Origin of the sequence: Enterobacter cloacae complex sp. I1M (assembly GCF_014982425.1) — a bacterium.
GTDB classification, from domain to species: Bacteria; Pseudomonadota; Gammaproteobacteria; order Enterobacterales; family Enterobacteriaceae; genus Enterobacter; species Enterobacter intestinihominis.
The window spans coordinates 200,683-221,337 of record NZ_JADCLG010000005.1; the positions used below are offsets into that span (position 1 = coordinate 200,683).

22 protein-coding genes are annotated in these 20,655 nt (G+C 55.5%); 14 read left to right on the forward strand and 8 right to left on the reverse strand.

Going from position 1 to position 20,655, the window contains the following annotated elements; genetic code table 11:
• The first annotated feature begins 147 nt into the window (after positions 1 to 147).
• The 4 genes from INF86_RS02610 (at position 148) to INF86_RS02625 (ending at position 3,897) form a co-directional block, all read left to right on the forward strand.
• Entirely contained in the window at positions 148 to 1,731 is a 1,584-nt protein-coding gene (locus INF86_RS02610; protein ID WP_022648498.1) for an MFS transporter, read from the forward strand.
• A 4-nt stretch (positions 1,732 to 1,735) separates the two neighbouring features.
• Complete coding sequence (locus tag INF86_RS02615; protein WP_045308666.1) at positions 1,736 to 2,875, forward strand: glycoside hydrolase family 105 protein; 1,140 nt, start codon at positions 1,736 to 1,738, stop codon at positions 2,873 to 2,875.
• Between the two features lie 245 nt (positions 2,876 to 3,120).
• Positions 3,121 to 3,411, forward strand: a complete 291-nt coding sequence (locus INF86_RS02620) for a hypothetical protein (RefSeq protein WP_022648496.1) — start codon at positions 3,121 to 3,123, stop codon at positions 3,409 to 3,411.
• A gap of 45 nt (positions 3,412 to 3,456) precedes the next feature.
• On the forward strand, positions 3,457 to 3,897 hold the full coding sequence (locus tag INF86_RS02625; RefSeq protein ID WP_022648495.1) for a DUF3421 domain-containing protein: 441 nt from the start codon (positions 3,457 to 3,459) through the stop codon (positions 3,895 to 3,897).
• Between the two features lie 45 nt (positions 3,898 to 3,942).
• On the opposite strand, the gene argS is transcribed toward INF86_RS02625, so the two are convergent.
• Positions 3,943 to 5,676 carry an arginine--tRNA ligase gene (gene argS, locus INF86_RS02630; RefSeq protein WP_193543197.1) on the reverse strand — a complete coding sequence of 578 codons (1,734 nt, stop codon included), beginning with the start codon at positions 5,674 to 5,676 and terminating at the stop codon, positions 3,943 to 3,945.
• A 238-nt stretch (positions 5,677 to 5,914) separates the two neighbouring features.
• On the opposite strand from argS, the gene INF86_RS02635 reads away from it, so the two are divergent.
• Together INF86_RS02635 and cutC are read left to right on the forward strand one after the other, a co-directional pair.
• The gene (locus INF86_RS02635; RefSeq protein WP_023306486.1) at positions 5,915 to 6,475 is read left to right on the forward strand and encodes a VOC family protein; all 561 of its coding nucleotides are present in this window, start codon (positions 5,915 to 5,917) and stop codon (positions 6,473 to 6,475) included.
• A 78-nt stretch (positions 6,476 to 6,553) separates the two neighbouring features.
• The gene (gene cutC / locus INF86_RS02640) at positions 6,554 to 7,297 is read left to right on the forward strand and encodes a copper homeostasis protein CutC (protein WP_023300450.1); all 744 of its coding nucleotides are present in this window, start codon (positions 6,554 to 6,556) and stop codon (positions 7,295 to 7,297) included.
• A 244-nt stretch (positions 7,298 to 7,541) separates the two neighbouring features.
• Here cutC and cmoB read toward each other — a convergent pair whose 3' ends face one another.
• The 5 genes from cmoB to INF86_RS02665 are packed head-to-tail and all read right to left on the reverse strand — an operon-like array spanning position 7,542 to position 11,122.
• Positions 7,542 to 8,513, reverse strand: a complete 972-nt coding sequence (cmoB, locus tag INF86_RS02645) for a tRNA 5-methoxyuridine(34)/uridine 5-oxyacetic acid(34) synthase CmoB (RefSeq protein ID WP_015570275.1) — start codon at positions 8,511 to 8,513, stop codon at positions 7,542 to 7,544.
• Complete coding sequence (gene cmoA, locus INF86_RS02650; protein WP_193543198.1) at positions 8,510 to 9,253, reverse strand: carboxy-S-adenosyl-L-methionine synthase CmoA; 744 nt, start codon at positions 9,251 to 9,253, stop codon at positions 8,510 to 8,512. The genes cmoB and cmoA overlap by 4 nt, the downstream gene beginning before the upstream one ends.
• 40 nt (positions 9,254 to 9,293) lie before the next feature.
• Positions 9,294 to 9,689: an MAPEG family protein gene (locus INF86_RS02655; protein ID WP_003859737.1), complete on the reverse strand. Its 396-nt coding sequence runs from the start codon at positions 9,687 to 9,689 to the stop codon at positions 9,294 to 9,296.
• A 51-nt stretch (positions 9,690 to 9,740) separates the two neighbouring features.
• The gene (locus tag INF86_RS02660; protein WP_165715581.1) at positions 9,741 to 10,559 is read right to left on the reverse strand and encodes a DUF72 domain-containing protein; all 819 of its coding nucleotides are present in this window, start codon (positions 10,557 to 10,559) and stop codon (positions 9,741 to 9,743) included.
• The gene (locus INF86_RS02665) at positions 10,556 to 11,122 is read right to left on the reverse strand and encodes a hydrolase (protein WP_023300447.1); all 567 of its coding nucleotides are present in this window, start codon (positions 11,120 to 11,122) and stop codon (positions 10,556 to 10,558) included. The genes INF86_RS02660 and INF86_RS02665 overlap by 4 nt, the downstream gene beginning before the upstream one ends.
• A gap of 263 nt (positions 11,123 to 11,385) precedes the next feature.
• Here INF86_RS02665 and aspS point away from each other — a divergent pair, with 263 nt between their 5' ends.
• The 6 genes from aspS to ruvB all read left to right on the forward strand — a co-directional run bounded on the left by aspS (position 11,386) and on the right by ruvB (position 16,641).
• A complete protein-coding gene (aspS, locus tag INF86_RS02670) occupies positions 11,386 to 13,158 on the forward strand; it encodes an aspartate--tRNA ligase (protein WP_023300446.1) in 1,773 nt (590 codons plus the stop codon).
• A 1-nt stretch (position 13,159) separates the two neighbouring features.
• Positions 13,160 to 13,603: a dihydroneopterin triphosphate diphosphatase gene (gene nudB / locus INF86_RS02675; protein ID WP_023300445.1), complete on the forward strand. Its 444-nt coding sequence runs from the start codon at positions 13,160 to 13,162 to the stop codon at positions 13,601 to 13,603.
• A 27-nt stretch (positions 13,604 to 13,630) separates the two neighbouring features.
• Positions 13,631 to 14,371, forward strand: coding sequence for a YebC/PmpR family DNA-binding transcriptional regulator (locus INF86_RS02680; RefSeq protein WP_003859747.1), 741 nt, complete (start codon positions 13,631 to 13,633; stop codon positions 14,369 to 14,371).
• Positions 14,372 to 14,405: 34 nt separating this feature from the next.
• Positions 14,406 to 14,927, forward strand: a complete 522-nt coding sequence (gene ruvC, locus INF86_RS02685) for a crossover junction endodeoxyribonuclease RuvC (RefSeq protein WP_014884319.1) — start codon at positions 14,406 to 14,408, stop codon at positions 14,925 to 14,927.
• An 80-nt stretch (positions 14,928 to 15,007) separates the two neighbouring features.
• Positions 15,008 to 15,622 carry a Holliday junction branch migration protein RuvA gene (gene ruvA, locus INF86_RS02690; RefSeq protein ID WP_022648487.1) on the forward strand — a complete coding sequence of 205 codons (615 nt, stop codon included), beginning with the start codon at positions 15,008 to 15,010 and terminating at the stop codon, positions 15,620 to 15,622.
• 8 nt (positions 15,623 to 15,630) lie between these two features.
• Positions 15,631 to 16,641, forward strand: coding sequence for a Holliday junction branch migration DNA helicase RuvB (gene ruvB / locus INF86_RS02695; RefSeq protein WP_006811035.1), 1,011 nt, complete (start codon positions 15,631 to 15,633; stop codon positions 16,639 to 16,641).
• 52 nt (positions 16,642 to 16,693) lie between these two features.
• On the opposite strand, the gene znuB is transcribed toward ruvB, so the two are convergent.
• Together znuB and znuC are read right to left on the reverse strand one after the other, a co-directional pair.
• On the reverse strand, positions 16,694 to 17,479 hold the full coding sequence (gene znuB / locus INF86_RS02700; RefSeq protein ID WP_022648485.1) for a zinc ABC transporter permease subunit ZnuB: 786 nt from the start codon (positions 17,477 to 17,479) through the stop codon (positions 16,694 to 16,696).
• Positions 17,476 to 18,231 carry a zinc ABC transporter ATP-binding protein ZnuC gene (gene znuC, locus INF86_RS02705; protein WP_003859757.1) on the reverse strand — a complete coding sequence of 252 codons (756 nt, stop codon included), beginning with the start codon at positions 18,229 to 18,231 and terminating at the stop codon, positions 17,476 to 17,478. The genes znuB and znuC overlap by 4 nt, the downstream gene beginning before the upstream one ends.
• 77 nt (positions 18,232 to 18,308) lie before the next feature.
• Between znuC and znuA the strand changes: the two genes are divergently transcribed.
• Entirely contained in the window at positions 18,309 to 19,253 is a 945-nt protein-coding gene (znuA, locus tag INF86_RS02710) for a zinc ABC transporter substrate-binding protein ZnuA (RefSeq protein ID WP_032622452.1), read from the forward strand.
• Between the two features lie 15 nt (positions 19,254 to 19,268).
• Positions 19,269 to 20,588, forward strand: coding sequence for a murein DD-endopeptidase MepM (gene mepM, locus INF86_RS02715; RefSeq protein ID WP_063146310.1), 1,320 nt, complete (start codon positions 19,269 to 19,271; stop codon positions 20,586 to 20,588).
• Positions 20,589 to 20,655: the final 67 nt, after the last annotated feature.

Genomic DNA, 20,655 nt, shown 5'->3' on the forward strand with positions numbered 1-20,655 from the left:
ACTCTTTGCATTTTTGCCATTCACCACCCTGTGATGGCAGAAACAGAAAGGTTTCACCAGGTCGATACTTTTACTGTAGCCGTGTAAAAACTCCCGGACGAGGTTTGCTTACAGGGAGTCTCCCAAAACTGATTAGGGTTGACGGCAATGAAAACACGTAAAATTGGACTCGCAAATTATCTTGCTTACGGTTCAGGGGACTTCCTCGGAGCGGGGACTACCGCCCTGACGGCCGCCTGGCTTTTGTATTTTTATACGACCTTCTGTGGACTCACACCGATTGAAGCAACCTTTATCTTCGCCGCCGCAAGGGTGCTGGATGCGGTTGTCAGTCCGTTAATGGGCTTTTTAACCGATAATTTTGGTACCACCTGGCTGGGTAAGCGTTTTGGCCGGCGTAAGTTCTTCATCCTGCTCGGTATTCCCTGCGTTTTCAGCTACTCGCTGATGTGGGTAGGGGACATGAGTTTCTGGTATTACCTGCTGACGTATCTGATCTTTGATATTGTTTACACCATGATTCTGGTGCCGTATGAAACGCTGGTGCCGGAAATGACTGACGATTTCAAACAAAAAACCAAATTCTCCGGGGCGCGTATCTCCATGGCCCAGATGTCCGCCATTCTGGCCTCCTTTCTGCCGGGGATCCTGCTCACGCATTTCGGCAAAGACAACGCGATCTCCTTCTTCTATGCAAGCCTGGTCTTCTCCGTACTTTGCGCGCTGATGCTTACTTTCGTCTGGTTCTTCACCTGGGAGCGTCCGCGGGAAGAGTGGTCTGAAGCAGCCCTGCGCGCTGAAGAAGAGAAGAAAAAGCTGACCCTGGGACAGAGCCTGAACCGTCTTTTTGTCGAATTAAGTTCGACGCTGCGTATCAAGATTTTCCGCCAGCATCTGGGCATGTATCTCGGCGGCTATATTGCCCAGGATGTGTTCAACGCCGTATTCACCTATTACGTGGTGTTTGTGCTGATGCAGGAAGCATCCATGGCGTCCAACCTGCTGGGCACGATGGCCATCTTCCAGTTCCTCGCCGTGATTGGCATGATCCCGCTGTGCATTCGCTTCGGACCTGCGCCGTCTTACCGCATGGTGGTCGTGCTGTTTGGCCTGGCCTCGCTCTCTTACGCGGTGCTTTATTACGCGGGCCTGAGCGACGTTTACGCTCTGCTGCTGCTGATCTCTGCGGTTGCCGGTCTTGGCCGCGGGGGTATCAACTACGTACCGTGGAATACCTACACCTACATTGCTGACGTGGACGAAGTGATCACCGGTCAGCGTCGCGAAGGGATCTTCGCGGGCATCATGACGCTGACCCGTAAAGCGTCCCAGGCCGGTGCGGTAATGCTGGTGGGGATCGTGATGCAGATGTCTGGCTTTGTCAGCGGTCAAAAAGTGCAGCCTGCGGAAGTGAGCCACACTATCCTGATGATCCTGAGCGTCGGCACCATTCTGGTACTGTTCTGCGGCTTCCTGGTCTCCCTGCGCTTCAAACTCAATTTGCAGACCCACAGCACCCTGCGTGAAGAGACCGCGAAAATGCGCGAGTCCGGCCATGCGATGCCGGAGGCGGCGACCCCGCAGGCCCGCGCCACCGTGGAGATGCTGGCCGGTATGCCGTATGAATCCCTGTGGGGCAACAACAATATCGGTTACCTGAATCGCAACAAGCCGGCGGCCCCTTCACTGAAGGATCGTGCGGTACTGAATTCGACATACAACAGAGGTTAAGATAATGAAAGTTTGGCCTGTCAAACATAGCCCGTTACTGCGTCAGCCTGAGCGCTTTATCGCCAGGGATGAACTGAAATCGCTGATTCAAAAGGTGACGCATAATCTGGTCAATATCCACGACAAAACGGGTGAGTTTTTGCTGCGGCTGGACGACGGACGCGTAATCGACACCAAAGGCTGGGCCGGATGGGAATGGACGCACGGCGTTGGTTTGTACGGTATCTGGCAGTATTACTGCCAGACCGGTGACGCAGGCATGCGCGAGATTATCGACAGCTGGTTTACTGACCGTTTCGCAGAAGGCGCAACCACCAAAAACGTGAATACCATGTCGCCGTTCCTGACGCTGGCGTATCGCTACGAAGAGACCAAAAACCCGGCCTGGCTGCCGTGGCTGGAAAGCTGGGCGGAATGGGCGATGAATGAGATGCCGCGCACCGAACATGGCGGCATGCAGCACATCACACTGGCGGAAGAGAACCATCAGCAGATGTGGGATGACACGCTGATGATGACGGTGCTGCCGCTGGCGAAAATCGGCAAACTGCTTAACAAGCCGGAGTACGTCGAGGAGGCGATCTATCAGTTCCTGCTCCACGTACAGAACCTGATGGATCGTGAGACGGGGCTGTGGTTCCACGGCTGGAATTACGACGGCAATCACAACTTTGCCCGGGCCCGCTGGGCGCGCGGCAACAGCTGGTTGACCATCGTGATCCCGGATTTCCTCGAACTGGTGGATCTGCCAGAAAACAACGCCGTTCGTCGCTATCTGGTGCAGGTGCTAAATGCGCAGATCGCCGCACTGGCAAAATGTCAGGATGAGAGTGGATTGTGGCATACGCTGCTGGACGATCCTGATTCTTATCTGGAGGCGTCGGCCACGGCAGGGTTTGCCTACGGCATTCTGAAAGCCGTGCGCAAGCGGTATGTCGGCGCAGAGTATGCAGAGGTGGCGGAGAAAGCGATCCGCGGTATCGTGCAAAACATCTCGCCGGAAGGGGAACTGCTGCAAACGTCCTTCGGGACGGGGATGGGCAGCGATCTGGCGTTTTACCGCCAGATACCGCTGACCTCGATGCCGTATGGCCAGGCAATGGCGATTCTGTGCCTGACGGAATATTTACGGAAATATTTTTAATACCTGAATAATAATCTCATTACTGCAAAGCCTCTTTTAGAAGAGGCTTTTTTTTATAATGGCACCGGGAAAATACCTTACGCTATCAATATCAGGTGTGTTATATATTGATGGGGTGAATACTAGGCTGAAAATACATTACGCTTAGTATTAAATCGTGATTTTCTTCACAAAACACAATCCGTATTTATCCTATTTTTTATCTGCGTTAAGATTCTTCTAATATTCATGCAAGGAGTGATGCAATGGAAAATACAATGGGCGGTATTATCGTTAACCCTGCTGTAAATATGCATGCCGATAAAATGTCTGATGAACATATCAATATGTTCGACACGGTTTTCAAGGATATTGATGGTGCGGGTTATTTCCCACTACTGTATGTCGGAAGCCAGCTTGTGGCTGGCCAGTTCCATACCTTTATTGCGCTTCGCCGTTTTATACATGCGGAAGGCCCGGAAAAATCACTGGTTAAGGTGATTATTTTTCAAAGCCTGAATAATGACTTTGCCATTCATTCAATTTCTGAGTTTTAATGATTTTAACTACGGATAATTATTTAGACTGAAAAGGACATCATTATGTGGAAATCAGCGAAAAGAGATGAGTTTATCCCATTGGACGCGCCTGTAGCAGGTTATGAAATAGGTGTTCCTGGTATCAAAGGACCTTCTCCATTGTTTATTATTCGCGCAAAAGTGAATGGTGGGATTCATCCGGGGAAATGGGTGTTCGGCAATACGGCATGGGTCCCATGGGGAGGAAGAGAGCACTTTTGTAATGAATTTGAAGTTTACGTGGGCGCTTTAAAATGGGTAGACGTTAAGGATAAACATTTCCCACCGAATATGGTTGAGGCGGGACATGAAGCCAATGGCACTAAGCTCTACGTTGCCCGTGCAAAATTCGATAACGGTCTCTTTGTGGGTAAAGCTGGAAGTCACCTCAGCAGAGGTTGCTGCATCGGCTATAACGGCAGAGAGTATGAATTAGATACCTTCCAGGTACTCGTTCACGACTGATGGCGTTCATTTATAAAAAAACCCGGCAACCGCCGGGTTTCTTTTTTACATACGTTCTATGGTTTCGATACCCAGGGTATCCAGACCCAGTTTCAGGGTCTTCGCCGTCAGCTGCGCCAGCTTCAGGCGGCTGTTACGCACCGCTTCGCTCTCGGCGGTCAGGATAGGGCAGTGTTCGTAGAAGCCAGAGAACAGACCGGCCAGATCGTAAAGGTATGCACACATAACGTGCGGCGTACCGTCGCGCGCGATCACAGAGAGCGTCTCTTCGAACTGAAGCAGGCGGGCAGCCAGCTGTGCTTCACGGTCTTCGGTAAGGGTCACCGTGGCGTTCGCCAGCACGCTTTCGTCAATACTGGCTTTACGGAAGACGGAGAGTACGCGGGTGTAAGCGTACTGCATGTACGGCGCCGTGTTGCCTTCAAACGCCAGCATGTTGTCCCAGTCGAAGATATAGTCGGTGGTACGGTTCTTGGAGAGATCCGCGTATTTTACCGCACCGATTCCAACCGCGTTAGCCAGTTTCTCCAGCTCGTCAGCAGGCATATCCGGGTTCTTCTCGGCCACCAGGCGACGGGCGCGTTCCAGCGCTTCATCCAGCAGATCGGAGAGCTTCACGGTGCCGCCCGCACGGGTTTTGAACGGCTTACCGTCTTTACCCAGCATCATGCCGAACATGTGGTGTTCCAGCGGCACGGAATCCGGCACATAACCCGCTTTACGCACGATAGTCCACGCCTGCATCAGGTGCTGGTGCTGACGGGAGTCGATGTAATACAGCACGCGGTCCGCATGCAGGGTTTCGTAACGGTATTTTGCACAGGCGATATCGGTGGTGGTGTAGAGGTAGCCGCCATCCTTTTTCTGGACGATCACGCCCATCGGTTCGCCTTCCTTGTTTTTATACTCATCAAGGAATACTACCGTTGCGCCTTCGCTTTCCACCGCCAGGTTTTTGGCTTTCAGGTCCGCCACAATGCCCGGCAGCATCGGGTTATACAGGCTTTCACCCATTACGTCGTCGCGGGTCAGGGTCACGTTCAGACGGTTATAGGTAAGCTGGTTCTGGGACATGGTGATGTCCACCAGCTTGCGCCACATCTCGAGGAAGTACGGATCGCCGCCTTGAAGTTTCACCACGTAGCTGCGCGCGCGCTCGGCAAAGGCTTCGTCTTCGTCGTAGTGTTTTTTGGCTTCACGGTAGAAACCTTCCAGGTCTGCCAGCGCCATTTCGCCTGCGTTTTCCTGCTGCTGTTTTTCCAGATACGCAATCAGCATACCGAACTGCGTGCCCCAGTCGCCTACGTGGTTTGCGCGGATCACCTTGTGACCGAGGAACTCCAGGGTACGCACGGCCGCATCACCGATAATGGTGGAGCGCAGGTGACCGACGTGCATCTCCTTCGCCACGTTTGGCGCGGAGTAGTCAACCACCACGGTCTGCGCTTCTGGCTGAGCCACGCCCAGACGGTCAGATTTCAGCGCCGCGTCAACGTGGCTTGCCAGGAACGCAGGCTCAAGGAAAATGTTGATAAAGCCCGGACCGGCGATTTCGGTTTTGCTGGCGATGCCGTTGAGATCCAGATGCGTCAGTACCTGCTCAGCGAGCTGTCGCGGCGGCATGCCCAGTTTTTTAGCCACTGCCATCACGCCATTAGCCTGATAGTCGCCAAACTGTACTTTCGCTGACTGACGAACCTGTGGTTCGCAATCCGCAGGCGCACCTGCGGCAATCAGTGCCTGACTGACTTTTTCTGAGAGAAGAGCCTGAATATTCACCTGGATACCTTACGTTTTTGATGCGGGTAAAAAACACCCACGCCAGTTTAAGAATTTAGGGCGGGAGTATACTGCAAATGCCCTCGGGCGTCAGCCCTGCGGGGGGCGAAGATCGCTCAGAATCCAGGCGAAGACGGTATGCATAATCATGCAGTCGAAAAAACCGTGATTATGCGGTTGGTCGACAGAGGGCAACAGAGTAAATTAGCGGCTTTGCGACACGAAACGAGACTGACCTATGGCGAACTGGCACACCATTGACGAACTGCATGATATTTCCGCAGATTTACCGCGCTTCACCCAGGCGTTCACAGAACTTGCCACCCGTCTCGGGCTGGATATCGCGCCGCTTGAGGCCGATCACATCTCTTTGCGCTGCCACCAGAATGCCACCGCAGAACGCTGGCGGCGTGGCTTTGAGCAGTGCGGAGAACTGCTGTCAGAGAATATCATTAACGGTCGCCCGATTTGCCTGTTCAAACTTCACGCGCCGGTTACGGTGGCGCACTGGCAATTCACCGTTGTGGAACTGCCCTGGCCAGGAGAGAAGCGTTATCCGCACGAAGGCTGGGAGCATATCGAAATTGTTCTGCCTGGGGAGCCCGAGACGCTGAACGCCCGTGCGCTGGCGCTGCTTTCCGACGAGGGGTTAAGCCAGCCGGGTATTTTCGTCAAAACCAGCTCGCCAAAAGGTGAGCGCGAACGCTTACCGAACCCTACGCTTGCCGTAACGGACGGCAGCGTGACGGTGAAATTCCATCCCTGGACTATTGAGCAGATCGTCGCCAGCGAAGCGTAAGCACTGTGAGCGTCGATCCAGACACGAATCGGGCAACGTGCCACGATGGTACGTTGAGTGAAATTTAAGGAGGATGACATGGCGCTGCTGGAAATTTGTTGTTACAGCGTGGAGTGTGCCGTCACTGCGCAACGGCAGGGGGCCGATCGCATCGAGCTTTGCGCGGCACCGAAAGAAGGGGGATTAACCCCGTCCTTTGGCGTGCTGAAATCAGCCCGTCAGGCCATCACTATTCCGGTGCACCCGATTATTCGCCCGCGCGGCGGTGATTTTTGTTATACGGCGGGTGAGTTCAGTGCCATGCTTGAGGATATCGCCCTCGTCCGTGATTCCGGTTTTCCGGGGCTGGTGATCGGTGTGCTGGACGAAGACGGAAACATCGATCTTTCGCGTATGCGCCAGGTCATGCGTGCAGCCCAGGGAATGGCGGTCACTTTTCATCGTGCGTTCGATATGTGTCAGGATCCGATACAAGCCTTTGATACGCTGGCAGAACTGGGCGTGGCGCGCGTTCTGACGTCGGGCCAGCAGCCCTCGGCTGAAAAAGGACTGAAATTAATTACGGAACTAAAAGCACATTCCGGTGTTCCAATAATCATGGCGGGCGCAGGAGTACGCGCCAGCAATCTGGAACTGTTTTTAAACGCAGGGGTGGAAGAGCTACACAGCTCGGCGGGTAAATGGATACCTTCACCCATGCGTTATCGCAATACAGGGTTGTCAATGTCGACGGATGCTGAAGCGGATGAGTACTCGCGCTACGGTGTGGATGGAGAGTCGGTTGCGGAAATGAAATCGCTGATTGAACGTCATCACGTGTAGCAACGTACCGATTTTTACCGCGCATCATGTCGCCCAATATGATGCTTGCTTGTACCAGGCCCCTGCAATTTCAACAGGGGCCTTTTTTTATTCTTGCCCCTCACCCTAACCCTCTCCCCACAGGGGAGAGGGGACTGCACGGTGCGGTCTTTTCACCCTCGCTCCTTTGGGGAGAGGGGACTGCACGGTGCGGTCTTTTCACCCTCGCCCCTTTGGGGAGAGGGCCGGGGTGAGGGGATAAATACTACGGCTTGGTCGCAATCAATACCGCACGCATCGGGGCCGGATAGCCTTCGATGGTTTTACTGTGATCGTCCGGGTCGAGGAACTGCTCCAGCGATTCGGTGATCATCCAGTCGGTGCGACGCTGTTCCTCAACCGACGTCACGCACACATCGGCGATGCGTACATCGACAAACCCACATTTCTCCAGCCAGTTCTTCAGCGCCAGCGCGGAAGGGATGAAGTAAACGTTGCGCATCTGCGCATAGCGATCGCCTGGCACCAGAACGGCATGTTCATCCCCTTCGATGACCAGCGTTTCCAGCACCAGCTCACCGCCGCTGACCAGCTGATCTTTCAGTTGCCAGAGATGCTCCAGCGGGGAACGACGGTGGTACAGCACGCCCATCGAGAACACGGTATCAAAGGCTTTCAGAGCAGGGAGTTGCTCGATACCCAGCGGCAGCAGGTGCGCGCGCTGGTCGTTACCCAGCAGCTTTCGCACCGCTTCAAACTGGCACAGGAACAGCTGCATCGGATCGATACCGACGGCCAGATGCGCGCCTGCGCCGATCATGCGCCACATGTGATAGCCGCTACCGCAGCCCACGTCCAGAATGGTGCGCCCGGTCAGGTCGGATAAATGCGGCAGAACGCGATCCCACTTCCAGTCTGAGCGCCATTCGGTATTGATGTTCACGCCGTACAGCGAGAACGGCCCTTTGCGCCACGGCATCAGGTTACGCATCAGCGTTTCGATGCGGTTGATCTGCCCGGCCGGGAGCGGCTCTTCGCTCTCCGCCGTCACGCTGTGCAGTAAATCCAGACGATGAGGCGTCAGTTCAGGCAGAAACTCCACGGCGTTGGACCACTGCTTCAATAGACCATGCTGCTGATCGCGCTGCCAGGTGGCAATTTGCGCAGGCAGGGTTTCCAGCCAGTGGGATAGGTGGTTTTTGGCAATCAGCTGATAGAAATTACCGAACTCGATCATGCTGTGTCTCCGGCTTTCAGCGCCACCAGAGAACCAAAATTAAAGCACTGGAACCACAGTTCGCTGTGTTCGAATCCGGCTTTGCGCAGGCGCGCTTTGTGGGTTTCAACGGAATCCGTCAGCATGACGTTTTCAAGCATGCTGCGCTTCTGGCTGATCTCCAGCTCGCTGTAGCCGTTTGCACGCTTGAAATCATGGTGCATATTGAACAGCAATTCGCCCACGCTGGCGTCTTCAAAGCTGAATTTCTCAGACAACACCAGCGCGCCGCCCGGGTTGAGGCCCTGATAAATTTTATCCAGCAACCGCTGACGATCGTCCGGCACCAGGAACTGAAGGGTAAAGTTCAGGACCACCATCGAGGCGTTCTGGATGTCGATATCGCGGATATCGCCTTCCACCACCTCCACAGGCGTAGGGGCTTTATACGCGTCAATGTGGCGACGGCAGCGTTCAACCATGGCCGGTGAGTTATCGACAGCCACAATCTTGCAGCCATCGTGATGAACGTTACGACGAATGGACAGCGTTGCCGCTCCCAGCGAACAGCCCAGGTCATAGATCTGCGTGCCGGGTTGAACAAAACGCTCCGCCAGCATGCCGATCATGGAGATGATATTGGAATAACCGGGAACAGAGCGCTGGATCATATCCGGGAAGACTTCGGCTACCCGTTCATCAAAGGTCCAGTCGCCCAGGCTGGCGATAGGCGCGGAAAAAAGCGTGTCGCGATCTGACATAACGTAAAAATCCGGGAAAAATAAAGGGGCATATTGTGCGCTAATGGAAGGAGAAAACCAACTCCCACGGCATATACCAAAGGTTAGCCAGCACCATCAGCAAAAGCGAGCACCAGGTCGCGCTCATGCCGGAACGACGCCAGCGGATAAGGCGGTGGTGAAAACCATAATAATGCATCAAACGACCTGCAATCAGCAGCAGCCCACAGACGTGCACCATCCAGGTTTCAGCGCCATCCATCTCCATTAACAGCAGTAAAATTAACGCGACGGGAATGTACTCGACCGCGTTGCCGTGGATCCGGATTGCGCTTTGCAGCTCAGAAAAGCCCCCGTCACCGTAGGAGACGCGGTACTGCATTCTCAGGCGCACAACATCAAATGAAAATTTAATCAGCAGTAATGCACCTAACACCGCATACAGCGCGCTGACCATACTAACTCCCTGTTTTTGGCAGATGGCACGTCTCTATGATAGGGGGTGATTTCAGAAAAGAGAAGATTGTTGTGGGATGGACGGCGCGGGGCCAACCGACGGAACCGCCTGCTGCAAGGCCTGCCAGAGAGCATCGACCAGCTCAGGTGCCTGGGCAATATCCGGCGTATGTAAAAACAGGTACGGAGTGGTGGTTTGCTCCCATTTCGCGAGCGTTTGCAGCCAGACGGCGAACATCTCCTCATTCTGTTGCATGTTATCGCTGCCGATAAACCGGACCATCGGGTTCTGCGCGGTAACAATGGCGTGAACCGGTACTTTCGGTTTTTTGCGCTGGGCATCAACAACGGCTTCGCTGTGCGGGATTGCGCTGTGCACGGGGCGGCTGTCGAGGATCACGCGGTTGACCGATCGTTCATGCAGGCCGCGATTCAGCGCTTTCTCCGCGTCGCCTTTGGTAAAGAAATCTGGATGCCTCACCTCCACACCGTACGTGAAATCGTGGGGCAGGGCGTCGAGAAACTGCCAGAGGGCTTGTAGATCGCGCGGGCCGAACGTGGCGGGAAGCTGGAGCCAGTACTGGCCAACACGGTTTGCCAGGGGCGACATCCGGGTGAAAAACTCGTGGGTTAAATCATCGCAGTTTCGCAGTGCGGCGTTGTGGGAGATGGTTGCCGGAAATTTGAAGCAAAAGCGGAAATCGTCGGTGGTTTGCTCGCGCCAGCGCTCGACGATCTCCGTGCGTGGCAGAGCGTACAGCGTGGTATTGCCCTCCACGCAGTTAAAGTGTCGGGCATACTCTTCAAGGCCAGTAATACCCAGGCGCACCCATTTCGGGTGCGACCACTGGGGCAAACCCACGTACATCATAGCGCGCTGAGGATCTCATCCGTGCTGCGCACGCGACCAATACGCGGGAAGATATGGGTCATGCTGCCCTGATGCTGATCCGCAGAGGCTGCGCTGCACGCATCTTCCGCTATCACCAGGTTAAAGCCCAGCTCCCAGGCGTTACGGGCGGTGGATTCCACACCGATGTTGGTGGAGATCCCGCACAGAATAATAGTGTCTATCCCGCGACGGCGCAGCTGGAGCTCCAGGTCAGTGCCATAGAATGCGCCCCACTGGCGTTTGGTGACTTCTACATCGCTGTCGCGTTTACCGAGTGAGACCGGGTACGTCCACCAGTTGTCCGGCAGCGCATGCGCCGGGGCCTGAGCATCAACTGGCTGCTTTAGCGCTTCGGCGAAATCAGTGGACCAGCCGACGCGCACCATGACGACAGGCGCACCGCTGGCCCGGCATTTTTCCGCCAGACGCGCAGCACGGCTTACAACATCGTCAGCGGTGTGTGGACCACCGGCAAAAGGCAGGATCCCTTCCTGTAAATCAATGACCACAAGGGCGGTTTTGGTGGCATCAAGCGTTAACATTGTCACTCCAGTAAAATTAATTGCTTTTTTACACCTTACGACGGGATGGCCTGTTATCGGTCGGATAATTTTGTTAATTTTTGTGAGAATAGACAATAAGAGCACAGCAAACACGCGTCAGGCCGTGCTTCGCTCTTATCGTGCGGCAGAATTTCCAGTATAATAGCCGCCTTTTTTCATCCAGTTGTGACATACAGAAAGCTGCGACATCGTAGCCTGTAAGACAGGCGACAATCAGCCTGCGGCTAATTAAGGGATATCTCATGCGTACAGAATATTGCGGGCAGCTGCGTCAGTCCCACGTCGGGCAGCAGGTCACCCTGTGTGGTTGGGTCAATCGTCGTCGCGATCTTGGTAGCCTTATCTTTATTGATATGCGTGACCGCGAAGGTATCGTTCAGGTGTTCTTCGATCCGGATCGCGCTGATGCGTTGAAGCTGGCCTCTGAGCTGCGTAATGAGTTCTGCATTCAGGTGACGGGCACCGTGCGTGCGCGTGACGAGAAAAACATCAACGCCGACATGGCGACCGGTGCTATCGAAGTGCTGGCGTCCGATCTGGTGATTATCAATCGCGCAGAAGCGTTGCCGCTGGACTCCAACCACGTCAACACCGAAGAAGCGCGTCTTAAATACCGCTACCTGGATCTGCGTCGCCCGGAGATGGCTCAGCGCCTGAAAACCCGTGCGAAAATCACCAGCCTGGTGCGTCGCTTTATGGATGACCACGGTTTCCTCGATATCGAAACCCCGATGCTGACCAAAGCCACGCCGGAAGGCGCGCGCGACTACCTGGTGCCATCCCGCGTCCATAAGGGCAAATTCTACGCGCTGCCACAGTCACCACAGCTGTTCAAGCAGTTGCTGATGATGTCAGGCTTCGACCGCTACTATCAGATCGTGAAATGCTTCCGCGATGAAGATCTGCGTGCAGACCGTCAGCCAGAATTTACCCAGATCGATGTGGAAACCTCCTTCATGACCGCCGAGCAGGTGCGTGAGGTGATGGAAGCCCTGGTGCGTAGCCTGTGGAACGACGTAAAAGGCGTTGAGTTGGGCGATTTCCCAATCATGACCTTCGCGGAAGCCGAGCGTCGCTACGGCTCCGACAAACCAGACCTGCGTAACCCGATGGAGCTGGTGGACGTGGCAGACCTGGTGAAAGCCGTTGAGTTCGCGGTCTTTGCTGGTCCGGCTAACGATCCGAAAGGCCGCGTGGCTGCCCTGCGCGTACCGGGCGGTGCTGCGCTGAGCCGTAAGCAGATTGACGACTACGGCAACTTCATCAAGATCTACGGTGCGAAAGGTCTGGCCTATATTAAAGTAACCGAGCGTGCTAAAGGTCTGGAAGGCATTACCAGCCCTGTTGCGAAATTCCTGAATGCGGACATCGTGGAAGCTATTCTGGAGCGCACCGGCGCGCAGGACGGCGACATGATCTTCTTCGGCGCAGACAACAAGAAAGTCGTTGCGGATGCGATGGGCGCGCTGCGTCTGAAGCTCGGCAAAGACCTGAACCTGACCGATGAAAGCAAATGGGCGCCGCTGTGGGTGATCGACTTCCCGATGTTTGAAGACGACGGTGAAGGCGGCCTGACCGCGATGCACCACCCGTTCACCTCGCCAAAAGACATGACGGCGGCGGAACTGAAGGCTGCACCGGAAGATGCGGTAGCGAATGCCTACGATATGGTTATCAACGGCTACGAAGTGGGCGGCGGCTCCGTGCGTATTCACAGCGGTGAAATGCAGCAGACCGTGTTCGGCATTCTGGGCATTAACGAGCAGGAGCAGCGCGAGAAGTTTGGCTTCCTGCTGGACGCCCTGAAATACGGTACGCCTCCGCACGCGGGTCTGGCCTTTGGTCTTGACCGTCTGACCATGCTGCTGACCGGCACCGACAACATCCGTGATGTTATCGCCTTCCCGAAAACCACCGCAGCGGCGTGTCTGATGACTGAAGCGCCAAGCTTTGCCAACCCGGCCGCGCTGGCTGAGCTGGGCATTGAGGTGGTGAAGAAGGAAGAGAAAAACTGATATGGCATATAAGCGTCCCGTTTCGGTTCTGGTGGTCATTTATGCAGAAGACTCGAAGCGGGTGCTGATGTTGCAGCGGCGCGACGATCCTGATTTCTGGCAGTCGGTTACCGGCAGTCTGGAAGAGGGGGAGTCCGCGCCGCAGGCCGCCGCGCGTGAAGTAAAGGAAGAGGTCGCCATTGACGTTGCTCGCGAGCAACTGACCCTGAAGGACTGTCAGCGCACGGTGGAGTTTGAAATTTTTAGCCATTTACGTCATCGCTATGCACCGGGAATTGAGCGCAATACGGAATCGTGGTTCTGCCTTGCGCTTCCCCATGAGCGGGAGATCGTGTTCACGGAACACCTGACCTACCGCTGGGTGGATGCGGCGGATGCCGCCGCACTGACCAAGTCATGGAGCAACCGGCAGGCGATAGAAGAATTTGTAATTAACGCTGCCTGAGAAGGCGCGATTTTTGGAGAACTTTTTATGGCAGGTCATAGTAAGTGGGCCAACACCAAACACCGTAAAGCGGCACAGGATGCCAAACGCGGTAAAATCTTTACCAAAATCATTCGTGAGCTGGTAACAGCGGCGCGTCTGGGTGGCGGCGATCCGGCCTCTAACCCACGTCTGCGCGCGGCGGTGGATAAAGCCCTGTCCAACAACATGACGCGAGACACCCTGAACCGTGCAATCGCACGTGGCGTGGGCGGTGATGAAGACGCGAACATGGAAACCATCATTTATGAAGGTTACGGTCCTGGCGGTACGGCGGTGATGGTAGAGTGCTTGTCCGACAACCGTAACCGTACCGTTGCGGAAGTGCGCCACGCGTTCACCAAAACCGGTGGTAACCTGGGCACTGACGGTTCCGTTGCTTACCTGTTCAGCAAAAAAGGCGTCATCTCCTTCGAGAAAGGCGACGAAGATGCGATCATGGAAGCGGCGCTGGAAGCCGGTGCGGAAGACGTAGTGACCTACGACGACGGCGCTATCGATGTCTACACCGCATGGGAAGAGATGGGTGCCGTGCGCGATGCGCTGGAAGCGGCAGGTCTGAAAGCGGATAACGCTGAAGTGTCCATGATCCCTTCCACAAAAGCGGACATGGATGCAGAAACCGCACCGAAACTGCTGCGTCTGATCGACATGCTCGAAGACTGCGACGACGTGCAGGAAGTGTATCACAACGGTGAAATCTCTGATGAGGTTGCAGCGACTCTCTGATGAGAGCCTGTAAACCGTTTACGGGAGACGCGTGATGTCGATTATCCTCGGGATTGACCCCGGCTCACGCGTCACCGGTTATGGCGTTATCCGTCAGGTGGGACGCCAGCTAACCTACCTCGGCAGCGGCTGTATTCGTACCAAAGTGGACGATCTGCCGTCGCGCCTGAAGCTCATTTATGCGGGCGTGTCGGAGATCATCACCCAGTTTCAGCCGGACTTTTTCGCCATCGAGCAGGTCTTTATGGCGAAGAACGCTGACTCGGCGTTAAAGCTCGGGCAGGCGCGCGGCGTGGCGATAGTTGCCGCCGTGAACCAGGACCTGCCAGTGTTTGAATACGCGGCCCGTCAGGTTAAGCAGACGGTGGTGGGCATAGGTAGCGCGGAGAAAAGCCAGGTGCAGCACATGGTGCGTACCCTGCTGAAGCTCCCGGCGAACCCGCAGGCCGACGCCGCCGATGCGCTGGCCATTGCGATTACCCACTGCCACGTCAGCCAGAACGCGATGCAAATGAGCGAGTCGAGGCTCAATCTGGCGCGAGGCAGATTACGATAATGACAAATCAGGCTGGATGTTTATCCAGCCTTTTTTTATTATGTCGGCAGTTAATTTCATCCAGAACGCAGGAGCGTCACGTGATAGGCAGACTCAGAGGCATCATCATTGAAAAACAACCCCCGTTAGTGCTGCTGGAAGTGGGTGGCGTGGGCTATGAAGTCCATATGCCGATGACCTGCTTCTACGAGTTGCCGGAGGCGGGCAAAGAGGCGGTTGTCTTTACCCAGTTTGTGGTGCGTGAAGACGCTCAGCTGCTGTACGGATTCAATAACAAACAGGAACGCACCCTGTTCCGCGAATTAATTAAAACCAACGGCGTCGGGCCCAAGCTGGCGCTGGCGATTCTGTCCGGTATGTCAGCGCCACAGTTTGTGAATGCCGTTGAGCGCGAAGATCCGGCTGCGTTAATTAAACTTCCGGGCATCGGCAAGAAAACCGCCGAGCGCCTGATTGTCGAGATGAAGGACCGCTTTAAAGGTCTGCATGGCGATCTGTTCACTCCGGCAGCCGATCTGGTGCTGACTTCACCGGGCGGGCCAGCGACGGATGATGATGCCGAGCAGGAAGCGGTTGCCGCGCTGGTGGCGCTGGGCTATAAACCTCAGGAGGCCAGCCGTATGGTGAGTAAAGTTGCCAAACCGGATGCCAGCAGTGAAACTCTGATTCGTGAAGCGCTGCGCGCTGCATTGTGAGGTAAAGGATGATTGAAGCAGACCGCCTGGTATCGGCAGGCACCATTCAGCCAGATGACGTGGTGGATCGCGCGATCCGTCCCAAACTGCTGGATGAGTACATCGGCCAGCCGCAGGTTCGTTCTCAGATGGAGATTTTCATCCAGGCGGCAAAGCTGCGCGGCGATGCGCTCGATCACCTGTTGATTTTTGGTCCGCCGGGGTTAGGTAAAACCACTCTGGCGAATATCGTCGCCAACGAAATGGGCGTTAACCTGCGTACCACCTCCGGCCCGGTGCTGGAGAAAGCAGGGGACCTGGCGGCGATGCTGACCAACCTCGAACCGCATGACGTGCTGTTTATCGATGAAATCCACCGCCTGTCCCCGGTGGTGGAGGAAGTGCTCTATCCGGCGATGGAGGATTACCAGCTGGATATCATGATCGGCGAAGGCCCGGCCGCGCGCTCGATCAAAATCGATCTGCCACCGTTTACCCTGATTGGTGCCACGACCCGCGCCGGCTCGCTGACCTCACCGCTACGCGACCGTTTTGGTATCGTGCAGCGTCTGGAGTTTTATCAGGTGCCCGACCTTCAGCATATTGTGGGGCGCAGCGCGCGCTACATGGGGCTGGATATGAGCGAAGAGGGAGCGTTTGAAGTGGCGAAACGTTCCCGCGGTACGCCGCGTATCGCCAACCGCCTGCTGCGTCGCGTGCGTGATTTTGCCGAGGTGAAGCACGATGGCACCATTTCGGCTGACATTGCTGCGCAGGCGCTGGATATGCTGAACGTTGATGCCGAAGGCTTTGACTATATGGACCGTAAGCTGCTGCTGGCGGTGCTGGATAAGTTCTTTGGCGGGCCGGTGGGGCTGGATAACCTGGCGGCGGCAATTGGCGAAGAGCGTGAGACTATCGAGGACGTGCTGGAGCCGTATCTAATCCAGCAGGGCTTCTTACAGCGTACCCCGCGTGGTCGTATGGCGACGGTGCGGGCGTGGAATCATTTCGGCATTACGCCGCCCGCGATGCCGTAAGTAGCGATTAATGGTAGCCCCGGTAAGCGAAGCGCCACCGGGGACATGCTGACTACTGCGCGGTCTTTTTCATCATACTGAAAATAAACAACACCGCCGCGCACAATACCACCGACGGCCCTGCTGGCGTGTCATAGAAAGCCGAGAAGGTTAAGCCGCCCGTCACCGCGATCATTCCGATAATCACCGCGATACCGGCCATTTGCTCCGGCGTACGCGCAAAACGACGCGCCGTGGCGGCAGGGATTATCAACAGCGACGTGATGATCAGCGCGCCAACAAATTTCATCGCCACCCCGATGGTTAACGCCGTCACCAGCATCAAGAGCAGCTTCACGCGCTGAAGCTTCACGCCGTCGACAAAGGCCAGATCGGGGCTGACGGTCATTGCCAGTAAATTCCGCCACTGCCACAGCAGGATCCCGAGCACCACCACCACGCCAATGGCAATGGAAATCAGATCTTCGGGCGTGACGGCCAGCAGATCGCCGAACAGATAGGCCATCAGGTCCACGCGGATGTTTGACATCAGGCTCACCACCACCAGGCCCAGCGACAGGGCGCTGTGCGCCATAATGCCGAGCAGGGTATCAATGGCCAGGTGAGGGCGTTTTTCCAGCCAGACCAGACCGGCGGCCAGCAGCAGCGTGACGACAATCACCGCATAAAACGGGTTCACGTCCAGCAACAAACCAAACGCGACACCCAGCAGTGAAGCATGGGCCAGCGTATCGCCGAAATAGGACATTCTGCGCCACACGACAAACGAGCCGAGTGGACCCGCGGCGCAGGCAAGCATAATCCCGGCCAGCCAGCCGGGCAGTAACAGTTCAATCATGAGTGTCCATTTCCCCGACGCAGGACAATTCGTCCCTGTAAATCATGGCGGTGATTGTGATTATGGCGATAAATGCCCAGCTGTTCGGCGCCACGATGGCCAAACATGGAGATAAATTCAGGATGCATTGACACCACTTCCGGCGTACCGGAACAGCAGATGTGGTGGTTCAGGCACAGCACTTCGTCGGTTTTGGCCATTACCAGATGCAGATCATGGGAGACCATCAGCACCGCGCAGTTAAGCTCCCGACGGAGCTGGTCGATAAGATCGTACAGCGCAACCTGACCGTTGACGTCGACACCCTGCGTCGGCTCGTCCAGGACCAGCAGCTGAGGGCTACTGAGCAGGGCGCGGGCAAGCAATACGCGCTGGGTTTCACCGCCCGACAGCTTTTGCAAAGGCGCCTCAACAAGATGTCCCGCCTGAACGCGTTTTAGCGCCGGTAGGATATCCGCTTTACGCGTACCGGGACGGAGACGCAGGAAGCGGCTCACCGTCAGGGGCAGGGTGGCATCAAGATGTAATTTTTGCGGCACATAGCCGATACGCAATTTGTCCTCGCGGACGATAACACCTGCGTCAGGGGCTACCAGGCCTAATACGACGCGCACCAGCGTCGATTTGCCTGCACCGTTAGGGCCGAGCAGCGTGAGTATTTTGCCGGGCTTCAGATTCAGCGACACGTCAGAAAGGACGCGGCGCTGGCCGAATGAGACCGAAACATTTTCAAGAGAAACTAAAGTCGTCATGTCAATTTAAGCTTGCAGAAGTCATCGAATGTTATAATATCACATTCCACGCATTCATTACGATGATTAGTCGCATTATGTTACAGAAAAATACGCTTCTTTTCGCAGCTTTATCCGCTGCTCTTTGGGGGACAACAGCACAAGATGTTAACGCTGCCGTTGTCGCTTCGCTTAAACCACTTGGCTTTATCGCCGCTGCCATCGCCGACGGTGTGACGGACACAGAGGTTCTTCTGCCTGACGGGGCCTCCGAGCATGATTATTCTCTGCGTCCGTCTGATGTAAAACGCTTACAGAACGCGGACTTAGTCGTCTGGATTGGTCCTGAGATGGAAGCGTTCATGCAGAAATCCGCTAAACAGGTCCCTGCGGAGAAACAGGTGACGATTGGTGAGCTGTCCGCTGTGAAACCGTTGCTGATGAAAGGGGCTGAGGACGAGGGCGACGAACACGACCACGACCATGCTCATGGCGAAAAAGGTGACGACCATCACCATCACGGTGAATACAACATGCATCTCTGGCTCTCCCCAGAGATAGCGCGGCTTACAGCGGTTGCAATCCACGACAAATTAGTGGAACTTATGCCGCAAAGTCGAATCAAACTCGACGCCAACCTTAAGGATTTTGAGGCTCAATTAGCCGCAACCGACAAACAGGTAGGTAACGAGCTCGCACCGCTTAAAGGAAAAGGGTACTTCGTTTTTCATGATGCCTACGGGTATTACGAGAAACATTACGGTCTGACCCCATTGGGGCATTTTACCGTCAACCCTGAAATTCAGCCTGGTGCGCAGCGTTTACATGAAATCAGAACACAGTTGGTTGAGCAAAAAGCGACATGCGTTTTTGCTGAGCCACAGTTCAGGCCAGCGGTCGTAGAAGCCGTGGCCAGGGGAACATCCGTGCGCATGGGAACCCTTGACCCGCTAGGTACGAACATCCAGTTGAGCAAAGCGAGCTATTCGCAGTTCCTCAGCCAACTGGCGAATCAGTATGCGAGCTGCCTGAAAGGAGATTAACGAGGAAGTGAATACGTGCAACAGATAGCCCGCTCTGTCGCCCTGGCATTTAACAATCTGCCTCGACCCCACCGCGTTATGCTGGGGTCGCTTACAGTTCTCACGTTAGCGGTCGCCGTCTGGCGGCCCTATGTTTACCACCCGAGTTCTGCCCCTATTATTAAAACCATCGAACTGGAGAAGAGCGAGATCCGCTCTCTGCTGCCTGAGGCCAGCGAGCCTATCGATCAGGCCGCACAGGAAGATGAAGCTATTCCCCAGGATGAGCTGGATGACAAGATCCAGAATGAAACCGGCATTCATGAATATGTTGTTTCTACTGGCGATACGCTGAGCAGCGTCCTGAACCAGTACGGTATCGACATGGGCAACATTAGCCAGCTTGCCGCATCCGATAAAGAGCTGCGTAACCTGAAAATTGGTCAGCAGCTTTCCTGGACCTTAACGCCCGACGGCGATCTGCAACGTCTGACCTGGGAGATGTCCCGTCGCGAAACCCGCACCTACGATCGCACCGCAAACGGTTTCAAAATGACCAGTGAAATGCAGCAGGGCGACTGGGTTAACAGCGTGATGAAAGGGACCGTCGGCGGCAGCTTTGTTTCCAGTGCCCGCGATGCTGGCCTGACCAGCGCTGAAATCAGCTCGGTGATCAAAGCCATGCAGTGGCAGATGGATTTCCGCAAACTGAAAAAAGGCGATCAGTTCTCTGTCCTGATGTCCCGCGAAATGCTGGACGGTAAGCGCGAGCAGAGCCAGCTGGTGGGTGTTCGTCTGCGTTCAGACGGCAAAGACTACTACGCCATTCGCGCGGAAGACGGTAAGTTCTATGACCGCAGCGGTACGGGCCTGGCAAAAGGCTTCCTGCGTTTCCCAACGGCGAAACAGTTCCGTGTCTCCTCCAACTTTAACCCGCGTCGTCTGAACCCGGTAACGGGTCGCGTAGCGCCGCACCGTGGCGTTGACTTCGCCATGCCGCAGGGCACGCCAGTGCTGGCGGTAGGGGATGGTGAAGTGGTCATGGCGAAACGCAGCGGTGCTGCTGGCTATTACGTTGCTATTCGTCACGGTCGCACGTACACCACCCGCTACATGCACCTGCGTAAACTGCTGGTCAAACCGGGCCAGAAAGTGAAACGTGGCGATCGCATCGCGCTGTCCGGTAACACAGGCCGTTCGACGGGGCCGCACCTGCACTACGAAGTGTGGATCAACCAGCAGGCGGTTAACCCGCTGACGGCGAAACTGCCGCGCACCGAAGGGCTGACCGGGAAAGATCGCAAAGAATACCTGGCGCAGGTGAAAGAGGTGATGCCACAGCTGCGCTTCGACTAAGCTAACACCCTCAAAAATAAGCCGGCGTCAGTGTGCGCCGGCTTTTTCTTTTGTACGCGGACGGCTG

Coding starts and splice junctions, on each gene's coding strand:
- aspS (WP_023300446.1), top strand. CDS start 11,386: ATGCGTACAGAATATTGCGGGCAGCTGCGTCAGTCCCACGTCGGGCAG.
- INF86_RS02655 (WP_003859737.1), bottom strand. CDS start 9,689: ATGGTCAGCGCGCTGTATGCGGTGTTAGGTGCATTACTGCTGATTAAA.
- INF86_RS02660 (WP_165715581.1), bottom strand. CDS start 10,559: ATGATGTACGTGGGTTTGCCCCAGTGGTCGCACCCGAAATGGGTGCGC.
- znuB (WP_022648485.1), bottom strand. CDS start 17,479: ATGATTGAACTGTTACTGCCCGGCTGGCTGGCCGGGATTATGCTTGCC.
- INF86_RS02620 (WP_022648496.1), top strand. CDS start 3,121: ATGGAAAATACAATGGGCGGTATTATCGTTAACCCTGCTGTAAATATG.
- INF86_RS02610 (WP_022648498.1), top strand. CDS start 148: ATGAAAACACGTAAAATTGGACTCGCAAATTATCTTGCTTACGGTTCA.
- znuC (WP_003859757.1), bottom strand. CDS start 18,231: ATGACGACTTTAGTTTCTCTTGAAAATGTTTCGGTCTCATTCGGCCAG.
- INF86_RS02615 (WP_045308666.1), top strand. CDS start 1,736: ATGAAAGTTTGGCCTGTCAAACATAGCCCGTTACTGCGTCAGCCTGAG.
- INF86_RS02625 (WP_022648495.1), top strand. CDS start 3,457: ATGTGGAAATCAGCGAAAAGAGATGAGTTTATCCCATTGGACGCGCCT.
- INF86_RS02665 (WP_023300447.1), bottom strand. CDS start 11,122: ATGTTAACGCTTGATGCCACCAAAACCGCCCTTGTGGTCATTGATTTA.
- cmoB (WP_015570275.1), bottom strand. CDS start 8,513: ATGATCGAGTTCGGTAATTTCTATCAGCTGATTGCCAAAAACCACCTA.
- nudB (WP_023300445.1), top strand. CDS start 13,160: ATGGCATATAAGCGTCCCGTTTCGGTTCTGGTGGTCATTTATGCAGAA.
- cmoA (WP_193543198.1), bottom strand. CDS start 9,253: ATGTCAGATCGCGACACGCTTTTTTCCGCGCCTATCGCCAGCCTGGGC.
- ruvB (WP_006811035.1), top strand. CDS start 15,631: ATGATTGAAGCAGACCGCCTGGTATCGGCAGGCACCATTCAGCCAGAT.
- INF86_RS02635 (WP_023306486.1), top strand. CDS start 5,915: ATGGCGAACTGGCACACCATTGACGAACTGCATGATATTTCCGCAGAT.
- cutC (WP_023300450.1), top strand. CDS start 6,554: ATGGCGCTGCTGGAAATTTGTTGTTACAGCGTGGAGTGTGCCGTCACT.
- INF86_RS02680 (WP_003859747.1), top strand. CDS start 13,631: ATGGCAGGTCATAGTAAGTGGGCCAACACCAAACACCGTAAAGCGGCA.
- znuA (WP_032622452.1), top strand. CDS start 18,309: ATGTTACAGAAAAATACGCTTCTTTTCGCAGCTTTATCCGCTGCTCTT.
- ruvC (WP_014884319.1), top strand. CDS start 14,406: ATGTCGATTATCCTCGGGATTGACCCCGGCTCACGCGTCACCGGTTAT.